Annotated in this window: 15 protein-coding genes; 7 read left to right on the forward strand and 8 right to left on the reverse strand. The window is 72.9% G+C overall.

All coding sequences use genetic code 11. The features are described from left to right. Nucleotides 1-36: 36 nt before the first annotated feature. The 5 genes from SSP29_RS15205 to SSP29_RS15225 form a co-directional block, all read right to left on the reverse strand. Nucleotides 37-2,262 carry a protein kinase domain-containing protein gene (locus SSP29_RS15205; protein WP_089101161.1) on the reverse strand — a complete coding sequence of 742 codons (2,226 nt, stop codon included), beginning with the start codon at nt 2,260-2,262 and terminating at the stop codon, nt 37-39. A 277-nt stretch (nt 2,263-2,539) separates the two neighbouring features. After that, nucleotides 2,540-3,223 carry a response regulator gene (locus SSP29_RS15210; RefSeq protein WP_089101162.1) on the reverse strand — a complete coding sequence of 228 codons (684 nt, stop codon included), beginning with the start codon at nt 3,221-3,223 and terminating at the stop codon, nt 2,540-2,542. Further along, nucleotides 3,220-4,488 carry a sensor histidine kinase gene (locus SSP29_RS15215; protein ID WP_089101163.1) on the reverse strand — a complete coding sequence of 423 codons (1,269 nt, stop codon included), beginning with the start codon at nt 4,486-4,488 and terminating at the stop codon, nt 3,220-3,222. Before SSP29_RS15215 ends, SSP29_RS15210 begins: the two co-directional genes overlap by 4 nt. A gap of 143 nt (nt 4,489-4,631) precedes the next feature. Continuing rightward, nucleotides 4,632-4,910: a PspA-associated protein PspAA gene (gene pspAA / locus SSP29_RS15220; RefSeq protein WP_089101626.1), complete on the reverse strand. Its 279-nt coding sequence runs from the start codon at nt 4,908-4,910 to the stop codon at nt 4,632-4,634. 28 nt (nt 4,911-4,938) lie between these two features. Continuing rightward, nucleotides 4,939-5,760, reverse strand: coding sequence for a PspA/IM30 family protein (locus tag SSP29_RS15225; RefSeq protein ID WP_089101164.1), 822 nt, complete (start codon nt 5,758-5,760; stop codon nt 4,939-4,941). 200 nt (nt 5,761-5,960) lie between these two features. Here SSP29_RS15225 and SSP29_RS15230 point away from each other — a divergent pair, with 200 nt between their 5' ends. From SSP29_RS15230 to SSP29_RS15240, 3 genes are all read left to right on the forward strand, one after another. After that, nucleotides 5,961-6,635: a DUF3043 domain-containing protein gene (locus SSP29_RS15230; RefSeq protein ID WP_089101165.1), complete on the forward strand. Its 675-nt coding sequence runs from the start codon at nt 5,961-5,963 to the stop codon at nt 6,633-6,635. A gap of 83 nt (nt 6,636-6,718) precedes the next feature. Then, entirely contained in the window at nt 6,719-7,420 is a 702-nt protein-coding gene (locus SSP29_RS15235) for a class I SAM-dependent methyltransferase (RefSeq protein ID WP_089101166.1), read from the forward strand. 75 nt (nt 7,421-7,495) lie between these two features. After that, complete coding sequence (locus SSP29_RS15240; RefSeq protein ID WP_089101167.1) at nt 7,496-8,575, forward strand: S1C family serine protease; 1,080 nt, start codon at nt 7,496-7,498, stop codon at nt 8,573-8,575. 44 nt (nt 8,576-8,619) lie between these two features. Here SSP29_RS15240 and SSP29_RS15245 read toward each other — a convergent pair whose 3' ends face one another. Then, nucleotides 8,620-8,832: a hypothetical protein gene (locus tag SSP29_RS15245; protein ID WP_089101168.1), complete on the reverse strand. Its 213-nt coding sequence runs from the start codon at nt 8,830-8,832 to the stop codon at nt 8,620-8,622. A 202-nt stretch (nt 8,833-9,034) separates the two neighbouring features. Here SSP29_RS15245 and SSP29_RS15250 point away from each other — a divergent pair, with 202 nt between their 5' ends. Continuing rightward, nucleotides 9,035-10,234, forward strand: a complete 1,200-nt coding sequence (locus SSP29_RS15250; RefSeq protein WP_089101169.1) for a bifunctional adenosylcobinamide kinase/adenosylcobinamide-phosphate guanylyltransferase — start codon at nt 9,035-9,037, stop codon at nt 10,232-10,234. A gap of 191 nt (nt 10,235-10,425) precedes the next feature. Here the strand turns inward: SSP29_RS15250 and SSP29_RS15255 are convergent, their stop codons facing one another. Further along, the gene (locus tag SSP29_RS15255; RefSeq protein ID WP_089101170.1) at nt 10,426-11,403 is read right to left on the reverse strand and encodes a class I SAM-dependent methyltransferase; all 978 of its coding nucleotides are present in this window, start codon (nt 11,401-11,403) and stop codon (nt 10,426-10,428) included. A 150-nt stretch (nt 11,404-11,553) separates the two neighbouring features. On the opposite strand from SSP29_RS15255, the gene cobT reads away from it, so the two are divergent. From cobT to SSP29_RS59080, 3 genes are all read left to right on the forward strand, one after another. Beyond that, nucleotides 11,554-12,624, forward strand: a complete 1,071-nt coding sequence (cobT, locus tag SSP29_RS15260) for a nicotinate-nucleotide--dimethylbenzimidazole phosphoribosyltransferase (RefSeq protein WP_089101171.1) — start codon at nt 11,554-11,556, stop codon at nt 12,622-12,624. Nucleotides 12,625-13,432: 808 nt separating this feature from the next. Then, complete coding sequence (locus SSP29_RS15265) at nt 13,433-15,238, forward strand: phosphatidylglycerol lysyltransferase domain-containing protein (RefSeq protein ID WP_089101172.1); 1,806 nt, start codon at nt 13,433-13,435, stop codon at nt 15,236-15,238. 10 nt (nt 15,239-15,248) lie between these two features. Further along, nucleotides 15,249-16,010, forward strand: a complete 762-nt coding sequence (locus SSP29_RS59080) for a hypothetical protein (protein ID WP_150134215.1) — start codon at nt 15,249-15,251, stop codon at nt 16,008-16,010. Here the strand turns inward: SSP29_RS59080 and SSP29_RS15275 are convergent. Continuing rightward, nucleotides 15,911-16,714: a hypothetical protein gene (locus SSP29_RS15275; protein WP_089101173.1), complete on the reverse strand. Its 804-nt coding sequence runs from the start codon at nt 16,712-16,714 to the stop codon at nt 15,911-15,913. The genes SSP29_RS59080 and SSP29_RS15275 overlap by 100 nt on opposite strands. Nucleotides 16,715-16,761: the final 47 nt, after the last annotated feature.

Genomic DNA, 16,761 nt, shown 5'->3' on the forward strand with positions numbered 1-16,761 from the left:
AGACGTAGACGTAGCCGTAGCCATACGGCCCGTGTGTCACCCCGAGTCGACCGCTTTGCGCTCGGGGTGCGCCGGGTCGAGCGTGAAGATCGTGCCGTCGGAGGTCGACAGGACCAGGGCGCCGCGGTTGAACCAGACGGTCGGCAGCAGGCCGCTGTTGCCGAGTACCTCGGCGCGGGCGGCGGACTCCCACAGGACGGTGCCCTTCGCCGCGTCGAGCGCGACCACCCGTCCGCTCATGCCTGCCATGTACACCGTGCGCCCCTGCGCGTCCACCGAGGCCTGGCCCGGCGACTCCAGGGTCGTGTGGCTGTTCCACAGCCGGGCGCCCGTCGTCGGGGAGAAGGCGGTGACCAGGCCGCTGGAGGTGGCGAGGTAGAGCGTGCCGTGGGCCAGGGTGGGCAGCCCGCCCCGGTAGTGCTCGGGGAGTTTTGTCACGGTGATCGTGCCGGCGTCGGGGTCGACGCGGACGATGCGGGTGTAGATCAGGTCGGGGCCGTTGTTGACGTCCTGGTCGTCCGACTCCAGGAAGAGCAGCTGTCCGGAGAGCGTGCCGACGAAACTGCCCGTCTGGGCGGGCGAGTTCAGGGTGCGGGCCGATCCGGTGCCGGGGTCGATGACGAAGAACTTCGTGGCGTTCGAGCCGTCCTGGTCGCCGCACTCCACGTAGGGGTAGCCGTCCGCGGCGAGCGGCGAGCAGAGGTAGCCGGCGGGCACCGGCACGGTCCCGCGCACGGTGCCGTCCGACGCCGAGCGGACGGTGACCGTGGAGCCGTCGCCCTCCTGGGTCAGGGTCACCCCGTCCCCGTAGGCCGAGCCCAGGCTGTCGGTGCGTACCGCGTGGGACCACACCTGGGTGCCGTTCGAGGCGTCGAGCGCGAGGACGGACTGGGCCTTTCCCAGGCCGCCGCCGTCGGTGATCTGGAGTTCGACGAGGACCAGGCCGCCGTCCACGCCGAGGACGGTCGTGATGAAGTGGTCGGCCGGTACGCCCGCGGGCGCTATGCCGGAGCGCCACAGGGTCCGGCCGGTGGTGGCGTCGACCCGGGTCGGCAGCAGGGAGGTGCCGCCGCAGTAGACGGAGGAGCCGTCCGACACGCAGGAGGGCGAGGTGTCGCCCTCGTAGCCCGGTGCCTTCTTCACCCCGTGCTCGGCGGTCGCGGACACCGTTGTCTGCCAGGGCTTCCAGCCGGTGGGGAGGGTGCCCCAGCGGGATCCGGGGGACGCCGAGGAGCCGGTGCGGACCTCGGCGTCGCCGCGCCAGGGGCCCAGCAGGGAGTAGCCGGTCAGGGCCAGGGCGGTCACCACGGCCGCGGCCAGCAGCAGGCGGGAGGTGCGGCGGCGGGGGCGGCGGCCGGTGACCGGCGGGGTGGCGGCGTCGGGGGCCGTGGCGTGGCCGGGCCGCGCGGAGGGCAGGCGCAGGGTCATCGTCTGCGGTTCGGCGGACTCCGGCTCCGGCAGGGCCGCCGCGAACTCCCGGGCCAGGTCGTCGAGTCCGGGCCGGTCGGCGGGGTCCTTGGCCAGGCAGCGCTCCAGGACCGTGCGCAGCGGGCCGGTGACCCCGTCCAGCACGGGCTCGTTGTGGACCACCCGGTAGCCGGTCAGATAGGGGCTGTCGGCGTCGAAGGGGCCGCGTCCGGTGACGCAGTACACCAGCAGCGCGCCGAGCGAGAAGACGTCGGAGGCGGGGCCGACGGTACGGGCGTCGGTGAACTGTTCCGGGGACATGAACGGCGGGGTGCCGACCATCTGCCCGGTCTCGGTGAGGGTGTTGTGGTTCTCGGCGGCCCGGGAGATGCCGAAGTCGATGACGCGGGGGCCGTCCTCGGCGATCAGGACGTTGGCCGGTTTCAGGTCGCGGTGCACCACCCCGGCCCGGTGGATCTCCCGCAACGCCTCCACCAGGCCCAGGGCCAGCGGCCGGAGTTCGGCGACACGGAGCGCGCCCCGGGCCCGGATGCGGGCGGCGAGGGAGGGGCCGGGCACGTACTGGGTGGCCATCCAGGGCGTCGGCGCGTCCGGGTCGGCGTCCAGGACGGGGGCGGTGAAGGCACCGCTCACCCGGCGGGCGGCCTCGATCTCCTGCCGGAACCGGGCCCGGAAGACGGGGTCCTCGGCGTACTGGGCGTGCACCACCTTGACGGCGACCTCGCGCCCGGAGCGCGACCGGCCCCGGTAGACGATGCCCATCCCGCCGGCCCCCAGCCGGTCGGCCAGCTTGTAGCCGCCGAGGGACCGCGGGTCGTCCTTGTGCAGCGGCACTCCCAGACTCCCCTTCGCCGACCGGCAGTTCGCGGCGCCAGCATACGGAACGGCCAGGCGCGGACGGCCGGTTCCCGGAGGTGTTCCGGGAACCGGCCGCCGTTCGCGGGACCGTCGCACGGCCGCGGGCTGCGGCTCCTCGGGCGCCGGGGCAGACTCCGCGGACCCCCGGCCCGCCTTCGCCGCCCGTTTCCTGTCCCGGCGTTCCTTGCGGAGTCCGAACGCCGTGTACAGCGTCGGGGCCGGCAGCGCCGGCAGTGGCACACCCGGGCGGGGGTCAGTCCGTCCTGGGGCGTACCAGCCCCGACTCGTACGCGATCACCACGAGTTGGGCCCGGTCCCGGGCGCCCAGCTTGGCCATAGCCCGGTTGACATGGGTCTTCACGGTCAGCGGGCTGACCTCCAGGCGTTCGGCGATCTCGTCGTTGGAGTGCCCGCCGGCGACCTGGACCAGGACCTCGCGCTCCCGTGAGGTGAGCGCGTCGAGCCGGTCGGTGCGGGCCGGGTCGCGGCCGTCGTCACCGAGGTCGCCCTGGGCGAGGAAGCGGGCGATCAGGCCCTTGGTGGCCGTCGGGGAGAGCAGCGCCTCGCCGCCGGCGGCGACCCGGATGGCGCTCAGGAGTTCCTCGGGTTCGCTGCCCTTGCCCAGGAACCCGGAGGCGCCCGCGCGCAGCGCCTGGACGACGTAGTCGTCGACCTCGAAGGTCGTGAGGATCACGACACGGACGTGGGCGAGGGCGGGGTCGGTGCCGATGAGCCGGGTGGCGGCCAGTCCGTCGGTGCCCGGCATCCGGATGTCCATCAGGACGACGTCGACCTCCAAATCCTTGGCGAGCCGCACCGCCTCGGCGCCGTCGGAGGCCTCGCCGACCACCTCCATGTCGGGCTCGGAGTCGACGAGCACCCGGAACGCGCTGCGCAGCAGTGCCTGGTCGTCGGCGAGCAGGACACGGATCGTCATACGGAATCCCCCAGGGCGGCCGAACGGTCCTTCGTACGACCGCTCGTCCGGCCGCCCGTACGGTCGTCGGTGTCGGTCTTGACCGGCAGGATCGCATGGACGCGGAAGCCGCCGCCGTAGCGGGGGCCGGTGGTGAGGGTGCCGCGCAGCGCGGTGACGCGCTCGCGCATGCCGAGCAGGCCGTGGCCGCCGCCGGCCTCGGGTGCGGTGTCCTCGCCGGAGCCGTTGTCGAGGACGGTGACCTCGATGTGCGGTCCGACGCGTACGACGCTCACCTCGGCCTTGGCGTCGGGTCCGGCGTGCTTCTGCACGTTGGTCAGGGCCTCCTGGATGATCCGGTAGGCGGCCAGGTCGACGGCGGCGGGCGGGGTGGTGCCCTGGTCCGCGCGGGCGACCTCGACCTGGAGGCCGGCGTTGCGGAAGGTGTCGGCGAGCTCTTCCAGGAGGTGCAGGCCGGGGGCGGGCTCGGTCGGCGCCTCGGGGTCGCCGGACTGGCGGAGCAGGCCGACGGTGGCGCGCAGTTCGTTCAGCGCGGAGCGGCTGGCCTCGCGGACGTGGGCGAGGGCCTCCTTGGCCTGGTCGGGCCGCTTGTCCATGACGTGCGCGGCGACCCCGGCCTGCACATTGACCAGGGCGATGTGGTGGGCGACGACGTCGTGCAGGTCGCGGGCGATGCGCAGCCGCTCCTCGGCGACCCGGCGGCGGGCCTCCTCCTCCCGGGTCCGCTCGGCGCGCTCGGCACGCTCGCGGATGGCCTGGACGACGGCCTTCCTGCTGCGGACGGCGTCCCCGGCGGTGGCGCCGATGCCGGTCCAGGCGAAGATCGCGAGGTTCTCCTGGGCGTACCAGGGCAGGGGTCCCGCGACCATCGCGGCGGTGGTCAGCACGGTCATGGTGAGCAGGCCGGCCCGCAGGGTGGTGCGGCGGTCGGTGGTGGCGGCGACGGTGAACAGGGCGATCACGGCCGCCATCGCGACGGGGGCGCGGGGGTCGCCGGTGACGCACTCCACGACGGAGGCGGCGCCGGTGAGGGCCAGGACGGTCTTCGGGGCCCGCCGGCGGAAGACCAGGGCCGCGGCGGCGAGCGTCATCAGGAGCAGGCTGAGGGGTTCCGGGGTGCGGATGCCCCAGGCGACGCCGTGCGTGCCGTGCGGGGCGGCGAAAGAGCTCACGACCATGCAGACGAGGGCGCCTGCGGCGATGACCGCGTCCACGGCGAGTGGATGGGCGCCGGCTCTGCAGCGGGCTCTCTCGAATGGGCTCACAAACTGAACAGTACGGCTGGTTCGTGCGGGCCGGAACTGGCGGTTCGGCCTGCTGCGGGCCTCGCCCGGCTTCCCACCCACCCACCCGACTCGGTCAGTCGAAGGGCGCAGGTCCGGGCGCCAGGCGAGTCGGCGGGACCACGTCAGCCCGGAATGAGACCGTCGTCCCTCAGCAGTGCCCTGACCTCCTCCAGGGTCGCGTCCGGGGACGGGAGGATCAGGTCGGAGGGTTCCAGGGCGTCGTCCGGGAGCGGGGCGCCCAGTTCCCGGACCTTGTCCAGGAGGGCGCCCAGGGTGTGGCGGAAGGCTGCCTCGTCGCCGGACTCCGTCTCCGCGAGGAGCTCGTCGTCCAGCTTGTTCAGTTCGGTGAGGTGGCTGTCCGCCAGCCTCACCTGGCCCTCCCCCATGATCCTCACGACCATGTCGGCCATGTCGCCCTCCAGGCGTCGGCTACTGCTTGTCGAAGCGCGGGGTGTCCTGCGGCTGCTGCGTCTGCTGGCCCTGGCCGGTGCCGCCCTCGATCGCCTGCTGGGGCGAACCTCCCCCAGAGCCAATGGCCTGGGAGGTGCCCCCAGCGAGCTCGGCCTTCATGCGCTGCAGCTCCAGCTCCACATCCGTACCACCGGAGAGGCGGTCCAGCTCGGCGGCGATGTCGTCCTTGGCCGTGCCGGTCGGGTCGTCGAGGGCGCCGGAGGCGAGCAGTTCGTCGATGGCGCCGGCGCGGGCCTGGAGCTGCTGTGTCTTGTCCTCGGCGCGCTGGATGGCGAGGCCGACGTCGCCCATCTCCTCGGAGATGCCGGTGAAGGCCTCGCCGATGCGGGTCTGGGCCTGGGCGGCGGTGTAGGTGGCCTTGATGGTCTCCTTCTTGGTGCGGAAGGCGTCCACCTTGGCCTGCAGGCGCTGGGCCGCGAGGGTGAGCTTCTCCTCCTCGCCCTGGAGGGTGGCGTGCTGTGTCTCCAGGTCGGTGACCTGCTGCTGGAGGGCGGCGCGGCGGGAGAGCGCCTCGCGGGCGAGGTCCTCGCGGCCGAGGGCGAGCGCCTTGCGGCCCTGGTCCTCCAGCTTGGTGGACTGCTGCTGGAGCTGGTTCAGCTGGAGTTCGAGGCGCTTGCGGGAGGTGGCGACGTCGGCCACCCCGCGGCGCACCTTCTGAAGCAGTTCGAGCTGCTTCTGGTACGAGTAGTCGAGGGTCTCGCGCGGGTCCTCGGCCCTGTCCAGGGCCTTGTTCGCCTTCGCGCGGAAGATCATCCCCATACGCTTCATGACACCGCTCATGGGCTTCGCGCGCCCCCTTCTGACGGACTCCAGCTCACAGATCCTGCGACAGAACCCACAGTACGGGCCCTGCCTCCATTACCGCACTGTTCGGGGACCGATGCGCTCATCCCCAAGGACGACTACGGACTGCTCCGCTCCGGCACAGGTAGGAGAGGGTCCCCCTGAGCGAACCGTCTGCAACGTCCCCTCTGTCCCCCATGGAGACGTCTGGCGTTGCGGGATCGTTCCCCGCCGGACTAGGGCCCACACCCCACCACCCCGTACCCTTGGGTTTTGTGTTCCGTAGCCGTGCCAAGGATGAGAAGGCCACCGCCGACAAGGCGGTCGTGACCGACTCCAAGCAGACCCGTGACCCGCAGGCCCCCAAGGGCAGGCCCACGCCCAAGCGCAGTGAGGCCCAGACCCAGCGCCGCAGCGTGGCCAACACGCCGACGAACCGCAAGGACGCCGCCAAGCGTCAGCGGGACGACCGGCGTGCCGCCATGGAGCGGCAGCGCCAGGCGCTGGCCACCGGCGACGAGCGATACCTGCCGGCCCGTGACAAGGGCCCGGTCCGCAGGTTCGCCCGCGACTGGATCGACTCGCGCATCAACGTGGCGGAGTACTTCCTGCCGCTGGCCGTGGTCATCCTGGTCATGAGTGTGGTCAACAACGCGGCGATCAAGAACATCGCGCTGCTGCTGTGGCTGGTCGTGATCGTGCTCATCGTGCTCGACGCGGCCGTCAGCGGCTTCCGGCTGCGCAAGCGCCTCGCCGAGCGCTTCCCGGACCAGAACCGCAAGGGCGCCGTCACCTACGGTCTGTTCCGCTCCCTCCAGATGCGCCGGCTCCGGCTGCCCAAGCCGCAGGTCAAGCGCGGAGAGCGGCCCTGAGCACAGAGCCTTTCTCCGGGGGTGCGGCGAAGGCCTGGCTGACCAAGCTGGGCGGGCTGCGTGATGTCGTACGACAGGAGCTGGTGGCCCGCCAGCTCGATGAGCAGATAGCCGGGCGGTTCCCGGTCGGGCAGCGGCTGCGCGTGCTCGACGTGGGCATGGGCCAGGGCACGCAGGCGCTGCGGCTGGCCCGGGCCGGCCATCAGGTGACCGGTGTCGAGCGGGAACCGACGATGATCGCGGCCGCGCGGGAGGCCCTGGCCGGTGAGCCGGAGGGCATCCGCGAACGGGTGCGGATCGTCGAGGGGGACGGGCGGGACACGGGTGTCCACTTCCTGCCGGGCAGTTTCGACGTGGTCCTCTGCCACGGGGTGCTGATGTACGTCCAGGAGCCGGACGCGCTGCTCGCCGGGCTGGCCCGGATGCTGGCCCCGGGCGGGCTGCTGTCGCTGCTGGTGCGCAACGCCGACGCGCTGGCCATGCGGCCGGGGCTGAGCGGCGACTGGGCGGGCGCCCTGGGTGCCTTCGACACCGTCTCCTATCGCAACCGGCTGGGCCTGGACGTCCGGGCCGACCGGCTGGCCGCCCTCACCGCCGCCCTCGCCGGGATCGGCGCCCCGCTGCAGTCCTGGTACGGCGTACGGGTGTTCACGGACACGGCCGCGGACGACGCCGGGGCACCGGCCGACCTGAGGACGCTGCTGACGGTGGAGGAGCGGGCCGGGCGGACGGATCCGTACCGGGCGGTCGCGGCGCTGCTGCACCTGTGCGGGGTGCGCGGCTGACCTTCGGCCGGTGCTGCTCCTCGTTCGGGCCAGCAGCGCGAGCCGGAGCGTCACCACCACGGCGAGACTCGGTGCATGGACGCTTCCCCTGCTCGCCGGACCCGTCGTACGGCCGCCGTGCTCGGCTGCTGCTGCCTCGCCCTCGTCTCCGGATGTTCCGCCTTCGGGAGCGACGCGGCCGGGGACGCCTCGGCCGCCCGGGCCGCCCAGGTGACGGCCGTTCCCATGGCGGCGACCGATCTGCAGAACCGGTACCAGAAGGTGATCAAGGACGTCCTGCCGTCGGTCGTGCAGATCCAGGCCAGCAGCGACCTGGGCTCGGGTGTGGTCTACGACGGCAACGGACACATCGTCACCAACGCGCACGTCGTGGGGAACGAGAAGAGGTTCAAGGTGACGACCGCCAACACGGAGGAACCGCTCACCGCGACGCTCGTGTACTCCTATCCCCAGCAGGACCTGGCGGTCATCAGGCTCGACAAGGTCCCGGACGGGCTGCGGGCGGCCGCCTTCGGGGACACCGACAAGGTCCAGGTCGGGCAGATCACGCTGGCCATGGGATCACCGCTCGGGCTGTCGTCCAGCGTGACCGAGGGAATCGTGTCGGCGACCGGACGGACCGTCAGCGAGAACACCGCGGGCGGCGGTACGGGCGCCACCATCCCCAACATGGTGCAGACCTCGGCGGCCATCAACCCCGGCAACAGCGGCGGCGCGCTGGTCAACCTGGACGGCCAGGTCGTCGGCATTCCGACGCTCGCCGCGAGCGACCCCAACCTGGGCGGCAGCGCGGCACCGGGGATCGGGTTCGCCATCCCGGCGTCGATGGTGACCACGGTCGCCGACCAGATCATCAAGCAGGGCAAGGTCACCGACTCGGGGCGGGCCGCGCTCGGCATCACCGGGCGCACCGTCGTCGACGTGAACTACCAGCCGGCCGGGGTGGCCGTGGTCACCGTGAAACCGGGCGACGCGGCCGACAAGGCGGGCATCCGGCCCGGGGACATCATCACCAAGGTGGGGAACGACGACATCACCACCATCACCTCACTGGCCGAGTCGCTCGCCTCGGACCGGCCGGGGCAGAAGACGACGGTGACGTACAGCCGGGAGGACATCAGCAGGACGGTGGACGTGACGCTGGGCGAGCAGTGACGGCGGTCCGGGGCGACCGCGGAGCCGCCCCGGACCGGCGCGTCTCAGGATGCTTCGGCGTGCAGGCTCATCGGACCGTAGATCTCGGTGGCGTCCTCGTAGAGCCGCACCTGGTCGGCGCCGCCGGCCAGCAGGGCCTTCCACTGCTCGCCGATCCAGGACTCGGCGTCGCCCTGGGTGGTGAACTCCTCGGGTTCCACCGCGGGCTGGACCTCCGTCCCGTCGGCCTTCTCGAACCGCCACGTCCATGCCGTCATGTGGGCCTCCTTTGATCCAACTGGTGCATCGTATAAGGGCGCCGACAAAAACTCCGCTGGTTGTGGGCTTGTGTGCGGGCCCGGTGGGGGCTCGCGCCGACGCGGCGGAGCCGCATATTGATACAGCCCCGCGCCCCTTTGGGGCGCGCTGTGCAGGGCGTCGACTGAAGCGAGAACCGTCAGGACGGGTGAGAATCGGGCCGTGGAAGTGACTTTGCTCGGTACCGGTGCTCCCGCGGGGCTGCCCAGCCCCGGATGTCCCTGTGCGGCTTGTTCGTGTGCCGTCGGGGAGGATGCGCGGGCCGCCACCGCGCTGCTCGTCGACGGGACGCTGCTGCTCGATCTGACGCCGGGCGCGGCGTTCGCGGCGGCCCGGGCCGGGCGGTCCCTCGGGGGCGTACGGCAGGTGCTGCTGTCGCATCCTCATGACGGGCCCGCAGTCGAGGTGCCGGCCGCACTGCCGCAGCCGGCACGGGTGCCGGACGGGCGGGAGCTGGCGCTGCTGACGGGGCATCGGGTGCGGGCGGTGTCGATGGACGCGGGCGGCACCGGGTACGCGGTGACCGGCCCCGACGGGCAACGGCTGCTGTATCTCCCGCCGGGCGGGGCGCCGGCCGGGCTGGAGAACGGGAGCGCGGACTCGTACGACCTGGTGCTCCTCGACGTCGTCGGCCGGCCGGACGCGCTGGCGCGGCTGCGGGCGGTCGGCTCGGCCGGGCCGGCCACGGATGTCGTCGCCGTCCATCTCGGCCATGACGTGCCGCCGGGCGCGGAGTTGCGGCGGCGGCTGGCGGCGGCCGGGGCGCGGGCGGTGCCGGACGGTACGACGCTGACGGTCGGGGTGTACGAGGACGTACCCGACGTGCCGCGCCGGACGCTGGTGCTGGGCGGTGCGCGGTCCGGGAAGTCCGTGGAGGCCGAACGGCGGCTGGAGTCCTTCCCCGACGTGCTGTACGTCGCCACGGGCGGTGCGCGCGGCGGGGACACCGAGTGGGCGGTGCGGGTGGCCGTCCACCGCGAGCGGCGGCCGGGGTCGTGGCGTACGACGGAGACGTGCGACCTGGTGCCGCTGCTGGCGCAGGACGGGCCGCCGTTGCTGATCGACTGTCTGTCGCTGTGGCTGACGGACGCGATGGACTCCGTCGGGGCGTGGGACGACACGGAGTGGGCTGCGGGCGGGGAGAAGACGCTGCGGGAGCGGGTGCGGGAGCTGACGGAGGCGGTACGGGCGACGCGGCGGACGGTGGTGGCCGTGTCGAACGAGGTGGGGTCGGGGATCGTGCCGGCGACCGCGTCGGGGCGGCGGTACCGGGATGAACTGGGCCGCCTCAACGCGGCGTTCGCGGGCGAGTGCGAGCAGGTGGTGCTGGTGGTGGCGGGGCAGGTGGTGGTGCTGAGGTAGTGGGGGCCGGGGGGGTTTCGCTTACCGGCGCTGGCCGGGTGCCGCCCGCGCCCACCCGTGCCGCCTGGGGGCACCTCCCAGGCCCTTAAGGCACTGGGGGAGGCACGACTGCCCGCAGCTATGTAGCCCCGTAAGGGGCGCGGGGAACTGCGCGACCAGCCCCCACCGGCCCGCGGTCGCGCAACCGGCCGTCACCGCCCCTTTCTCGCGACGATGCGGTACGCGTTCGAGAACGGCGTTCGGCGCAGCAGCGGAGCCAGGGCGTGGTCGGCAACGCTCGCCACGGCGACCAGCGGCGCCGCCACGCGCCGCCACCGCCTCGGCAGGAGCCGGCCGAGCGCCAGGCCGAGCGCCGCCGAGATGTCGTACGGCGCGTGGGGCGATTTCCGGTCGGTTCCGAGGATCTCGCAGCCCTGGGACTCCAGCTCCGCCCGGAGGTTGTCCAGCGGCATGAGGTGCAGGTGGCGGGGCTGGCCGTAGGGGATCCACCACCTGCCGAGGAGCCTGGCGAAGGCACTGCGCGGGTTCGGGACGTCGATCAGGACGTGGCCGCCGGGGCGCAGCGCCGTGAGGGCGGCGCGGAGTTCGGCGCGTGGGTCGGGGGTGTGTTCCAGGTGGTGGAACATGCTGACGACGTCGTAGCGGCCGCGCAGGCGGGCCAGGACCTCCGGGGCGGCCAGGTAGCCGCAGTGGGCCTCTTCGACGCGGCCCTCGGCCTGGGCCCGCGCCACGCGGAGGGTCGGGTCCAGGCCGTCGAAGGACGTGTAGGCGAAGAGTTCCTTCGCCTGGCGCGGGAAGTGGGCGTGGCCGGTGCCGACGTCCAGCCAGCTCTCCGGCTCCGGCAGCGCCAGCATCACGCGGGCGGCGGCGCGGTGCCGGCGGCGGCCGGCGCGGGTGGTGTGGAGGCGGTCGGTGTAGTCCTCCAGGCGGCCCTCGTAGAAGTCCCGGTGGTAGAGGGCGAGGCCCTCCGGGGACAGCCGGGGGTTCTGGAAGACATGGGCGCAGTCCCGGCACTCGTCGACGGTGAACGTGCCGGGCCGGTGGTGCAGGAGGTCGGGCGTGCGCAGGCGGGTGCGCAGGCGCCTGGAGCCGCACCAGGGGCAGTCCTCGCGGCGCGGCTCGTGGAACCGGTCGGGGCCCGGGGCGAGTTCGGGCGTGGGCGGCGGCATGGGCGGCTCCCTGTACTCCCTGTGCTCCCTGAACGCAATCCACTGCAAACCGGAAGGTATGGGATACCGATCTTGCGTGCCAAGACGCCGTGCGGGTGTGGTGGCGATCTGGCACCGAACCGTTCGTTCCGTGCCGGTACTGTTCGGCGAATGAGCTCGCTTAATCTCGACGACTTCACCGATCTGATCGAGCGCCCCGACGGCGGCGTACGCCGTGACGCCGAGGCGCGCCGGGAGCGGCTGATCGTGCCGCCCGGGTCGCTGGGCCGCCTCGACGACCTGGGTGAGTGGCTGGCCGCCGCGCAGGGTTCGGTACCGGTACGACCGGTCGAACGGCCGCGGGTCCTGCTCTTCGCCGGTGACCACGGCATCGCCGAACTCGGCGTCTCCGCACGGCCCGCGGGCAGCGCGGAGCTGCTGGTGCGGGCGATCCTGGAGGGGGCCAGCCCGGTGGCGGTGCTTGCCCGGCGGCTCGGGGTGCCGGTGCGGATCGTGGACATGGCGCTGGACTGCGACCCGGAGACGTTGCCCGAGGAGGTGGTACGGCACCGGGTGCGGCGGGGCAGCGGCCGTATCGACATCGAGGACGCGCTGACCCTGGAGGAGGCCGAGGCGGCCTTCCGGGCGGGCGTCGCGCTGGCCGACGAGGAGGCCGACTCGGGGACCGACCTGGTGGTGCTCGGCGACGTCAGCGTCGGCGGCACCACGGCGGCCTCCGTCCTTGTCGCCGCGCTGTGCGGGACGGACGCGTCCGTGGTGACCGGGCGTGGCGGGCTCGCCATCGACGACCTCGCGTGGATGCGGAAGTGTGCGGCGATCCGGGATGCGCTGCGGCGGGCGCGGCCGGTGCTCGGGGACCAGTTGCAGTTGCTGGCGACGGTCGGCGGGGCCGATCTCGCGGCGATGACCGGGTTCCTGCTGCAGGCGGCGGTGCGGAAGCTGCCGGTGGTGCTGGACGGGGTGGTGGTGGGCGCGTGTGCGCTGGTCGCGCAGCGGATCGCGTTCCGGGCGCCGGACTGGTGGCTGGCCGGGCACAACAGCGGGGAGCCGGGGCAGGCGAAGGCGCTGGACCGGATGGCCCTGGAGCCGCTCCTTGAGCAGGGCGTGACGGTGGGCGAGGGGGCGGGGGCGCTGCTGGCGCTGCCGCTGGTCCAGGCCGCGGCGGCACTGGCGGCGGAGCTGCCGGAGAAGCCGGAAGCCGAGGAGAAGCCGGAGGAGTAGCGGGCCCGCGGGCCACGGCCGGGACGGCACCGCCGAGATGCACCGTCCCGGCTGATCGCCGTCGCGGCGGCCAGAAGAGACCGGCAGAAGCGCGAGGCCGACAGCGAAGAGGGGCCGGCACACAAGAGGACCGGCCGAGGGCAAGGACCGGCGGAGGAGAAGGGCCGGCGAGGGCAAGGACCGGCCGAGGAGAAGGACCGGCGAGGGCAAGGACCGGCCGAGGGCAAGGAACGGCCGAGGAGAAGGGCCGGCGAGAGGAAGGACCGGCCGAGGAGAAGGACCGGCGAGGGCAAGGACCGGCCGAGGAGAAGGACCGGCCAGAGGAAGGACCGGCCGAGGAGAAGGACCGGCCAGAGGAAGGACCGGCCGAGGAGAAGGACCGGCCAGAGGAAGGACCGGCCGAGGAGAAGGACCGGCCAGAGGAAGGACCGGCCGAGGAGAAGGACCGGCCAGAGGAAGGACCGGCCGAGGAGAGGAACCGGCCGGCAGCGGTACCGGCCGAGGAGAGGGGGGACCGGCCGAGGGCAAGGACCGGCCGAGGAGAGGTACCGGTGCGAAGACGGACCGGTGAGTACACGGAACGGTGAGAAGACGGACCGGTGCGAAGGGGAGCTGGGAGTTGGTGAGGGGGCGGTGGCTGGGGTGGCCCGTCAGGGGTGCGGGGAACTGCGCGATCGGCCGTAGTGGCGCGGCACTCGGCGGGTGACCGGTACCCGCGACGGCGAGACCCGCGGTCCGCGTATGCACCCGGCGGAAAAGGGTGCGTGTGGCGGGGTTTGATGCGAGCGCGCCCATATGATCGCTCTCCATGGGAGATGTCCGAATTGCCGTGGAGCGGTGTGAGGGACGCGGGTCGGGGCGGCCGGGCGCCGGGGGAGTTTCCGAGCGGGCCGCCGCCTTTGCCGTCTGGTACTTGCGGGCCGTCGCCTTCGTCAATTTCCTCAGCGCGGTGTGGCTTTCGCTGGGGCAGGACGTGCGGCGGCACAACCAGGAGAACTTCTTCACGCCGTACCTGCTGACGGCCGGCTTCGCCTCCGGTGTGTTCACCGCGTTCCTCGCGATCACGATGCGGCGGCGGAAGCGGGCCGCGTGGATTCTCAACCTGGTGCTGAGCGGGCTCTTCCTCGCGCTGTTCGCGTTCGCCATGGCCTTTCCGGAGATCCGGCGGTACGCGCAGAACTGGATCTCGATCGTGCTGACCGCCGCGTTCGTGGGGGCGCTGCTCGTCGGGCGGCGGGAGTTCTACGCCAAGGGCGACCGGTCCAACCCCCGCCTCGCCGCCACCGTCGCCGTGGGCGGCGGCCTCGTCGCCTCGCTGCTCGCCGCCCTCCTGGTCACCGTCACCAACCAGGCTCCGCACGCGGGGCGTTCGACGTTCCTGGAGCGCTGGCACTATGGCGCCCTCCGCCTGGTGTCGGTCGCCGCCGACCCCACCCGGTTCCCGTACATCGCGCCGCCCAACTGGGTGAACGTCGTCGTCAACGTGCTCAGCACGCTGCTCGTGCTGGCCGTCTTCTACGCCGCCTTCCGTTCCCGCCGCGCCGTCGACCCGATCACCGAGGACGACGAGAAGCAGCTGCGGGTGCTGCTGGAGCGGCACGGCGAGCGGGACTCGCTCGGGTACTTCGCGTTGCGGCGGGAGAAGAGCGTGGTGTGGTCGCCGACCGGGAAGGCGGCGGTGGCCTATCGGGTGGTGGGCGGGGTGAGTCTGGCCTCCGCGGATCCGATCGGGGACCCGGAGGCGTGGCCGGGGGCCATCGTGCCGTGGCTCGCCGAGGCGCGGGCGCACGGGTGGATCCCCGCGGTGATGGGGGCGAGCGAGGAAGCCGGGACCGTGTACGCGCGGCACGGGCTTGACGCGCTGGAGCTCGGTGACGAGGCGATCGTCGAGGTCGCCGAGTTCACGCTGGAGGGGCGGGCGATGCGGACCGTCCGGCAGGCGTACAACCGGGTCGGGCGGGCGGGGTACGCGGTGCGGATCCGCCGCCACGAGGACATCCCGGCGGACGAGATGTCGTATCTGATCCGGCGCGCCGACGACTGGCGGGACGGGGCCACCGAGCGCGGGTTCAGCATGGCGCTGGGGCGGCTCGGGGACTCCCGGGACGGGCGGTGCGTGATGCTGGAGTGCACGGACGGGGAGGGGGAGCTGCGGGCCCTGCTCTCCTTCGTGCCGTGGGGGCCGGGCGGGCTCTCCCTCGATCTCATGCGGCGGGACCGGGACTCCGACAACGGCCTGATGGAGTTCATGGTCATCGAACTGCTGCGGCGTGCCGGAGAGATCGGGATCACGCAGGTTTCGCTCAACTTCGCGATGTTCCGTTCGGTCTTCGAACGTGGTGCGCGTCTCGGCGCGGGGCCGGTGCTGCGGCTGTGGAGATCCTTTCTGAGCTTCTTCTCCCGGTGGTGGCAGATCGAGTCCCTGTACCGGGCCAACGCCAAGTACCGACCCATCTGGGAACCCCGCTTCCTGCTCTTCGAGAAGAGCGCGGACCTGCCGCGCATCGGCCTGGCGTCGGCGCGCGCGGAGGGGTTTCTGGGGGCCGCGGCGCCGGGGCTGCCGAAGTGGCTGCACCGGCGGCAGCTGGACACGGAACGGGACACGCACGGATGAGGACCGCCGCATGACGCCGCTCGCCCGCTGGGCCCGGACCGAATGGGGGCTGTTGTACGCCACCGTGCGCGGACCGCTGGCGAAGCGCCGGCTGCGGGCGGTGCCCATGACGGCCGGGGCGGTGTGCCTGACCGCGCTGCTGCAGTTCGCGCAGAACCAGTCGTGGGGCTACCGCTTCGTGCAGGAGGCCGGGGCGGTGCGCGCCGCGGACCCGCTGTGGGCGGCTCTGCTGCGCACCCCCCTGTCGCTGTTCGTGCCGGCGCTGGATCTTCCGGTGTGGGGCGCACTGGCCCAGATCCTGGTGGTGTTCGGCATCGCCGAGGTGTGCCTGGGCTGGTGGCGGACCCTGGCCGTCGCGTATGTGGCGACCCTCGCCGGCACGCTGTACGCCCGGCTCGGCATCGCGCTGGGGCCGCACGGTCCGCTGGGTCTGCCGGCCTCCGACGCCCGGGTCGTGGACACCGGGCCGTCGGCCGCCGTCGTCGGGCTCGCGGTCTACCTGGGCTGGCGGTACGGCGCCTCCGTCACCGCCGGCGGGGTGGCGGCCGCGATGGCGGTCGAGGTGGCGCTGAAGGACAACCTCGCCGGCAAGGAGCACCTGGCGGCCATCGCGGGCGTGGCGGCGCTGTGTGCGGCGGTGCCGGTGGGGACGCGGCTGTGGCACCGGCGGCGTCAACGGCGGCCGGGACCGGGGCCAGGACCGGGGCGAGGACCGGGGCCGGGGAGCCGTACCGGTTCGGGGCGGTCGGGTTTGCCGCCGATCCAGTCCTGAAGGGGCCGGGTGAGCCGGGACCAGCGGCGGTCGTGGTGATAGGCGCGCAGTCCGGCCCTGGCCCGGGCGCGCGGCCGGTTGCCGTAGAAGCGGCGGGCCCAGGCCGAGCCGGGGCGGGCCAGCCGGGCCGCGCCGACGAGTCCGACCAGCGGGACGATCACCCCGAAGATCGCGATGCGGGCCTTGCCCTTGCTCAGGGCGACGAGGGAGAAGGCGAAGTTGGCCACGACGTTCGCGATGACGGTCCCCCGGTCCTGGAGTTCGCCCGCCGAGAGGTCGTTGACGCCGAACGGCGAGAACCCCGCGAGCAACAGCCCCACCAGAGCGGCCGTGATGACGACGACCTCGACGCTCTTGCGGCCCTCCTCGGTCCAGTAGACGTCGCCGAGGTGCAGGATCAGCGCGAACTCGTCGAGGACGAGCCCGGCGCCGATCCCGAAGACGATCGCGGCGAGGGCCGCGCCGAGGCCGTTGCGGGAACTGGCGACCGCGCCGAAGCCGCCGACGACGACGAGGACGACCCCGGGGACCACGTGGTGGATGTGCAGCCCGCCCGCCTTCACGTTGCCGAACGGGCCTTTGCCGGCGCGGATCAGCCGGGTGACGGCCCGTGTGATCACAAAGGTCAGGACGAAGGCGGTCAGGGCCAGCAGCAGCGGGAGTTTGCCCGGCTCGACGATGTTCCGCTCCAGCCAATGTCCCATGTGCGCACTTTATCCCCGGCCGGACTCCCGCCCGGCGGCCCGGCGTG

The sequence above is a fragment of the Streptomyces hyaluromycini genome (genome assembly GCF_002217755.1).
Classification (GTDB): domain Bacteria; phylum Actinomycetota; class Actinomycetes; order Streptomycetales; family Streptomycetaceae; genus Streptomyces; species Streptomyces hyaluromycini.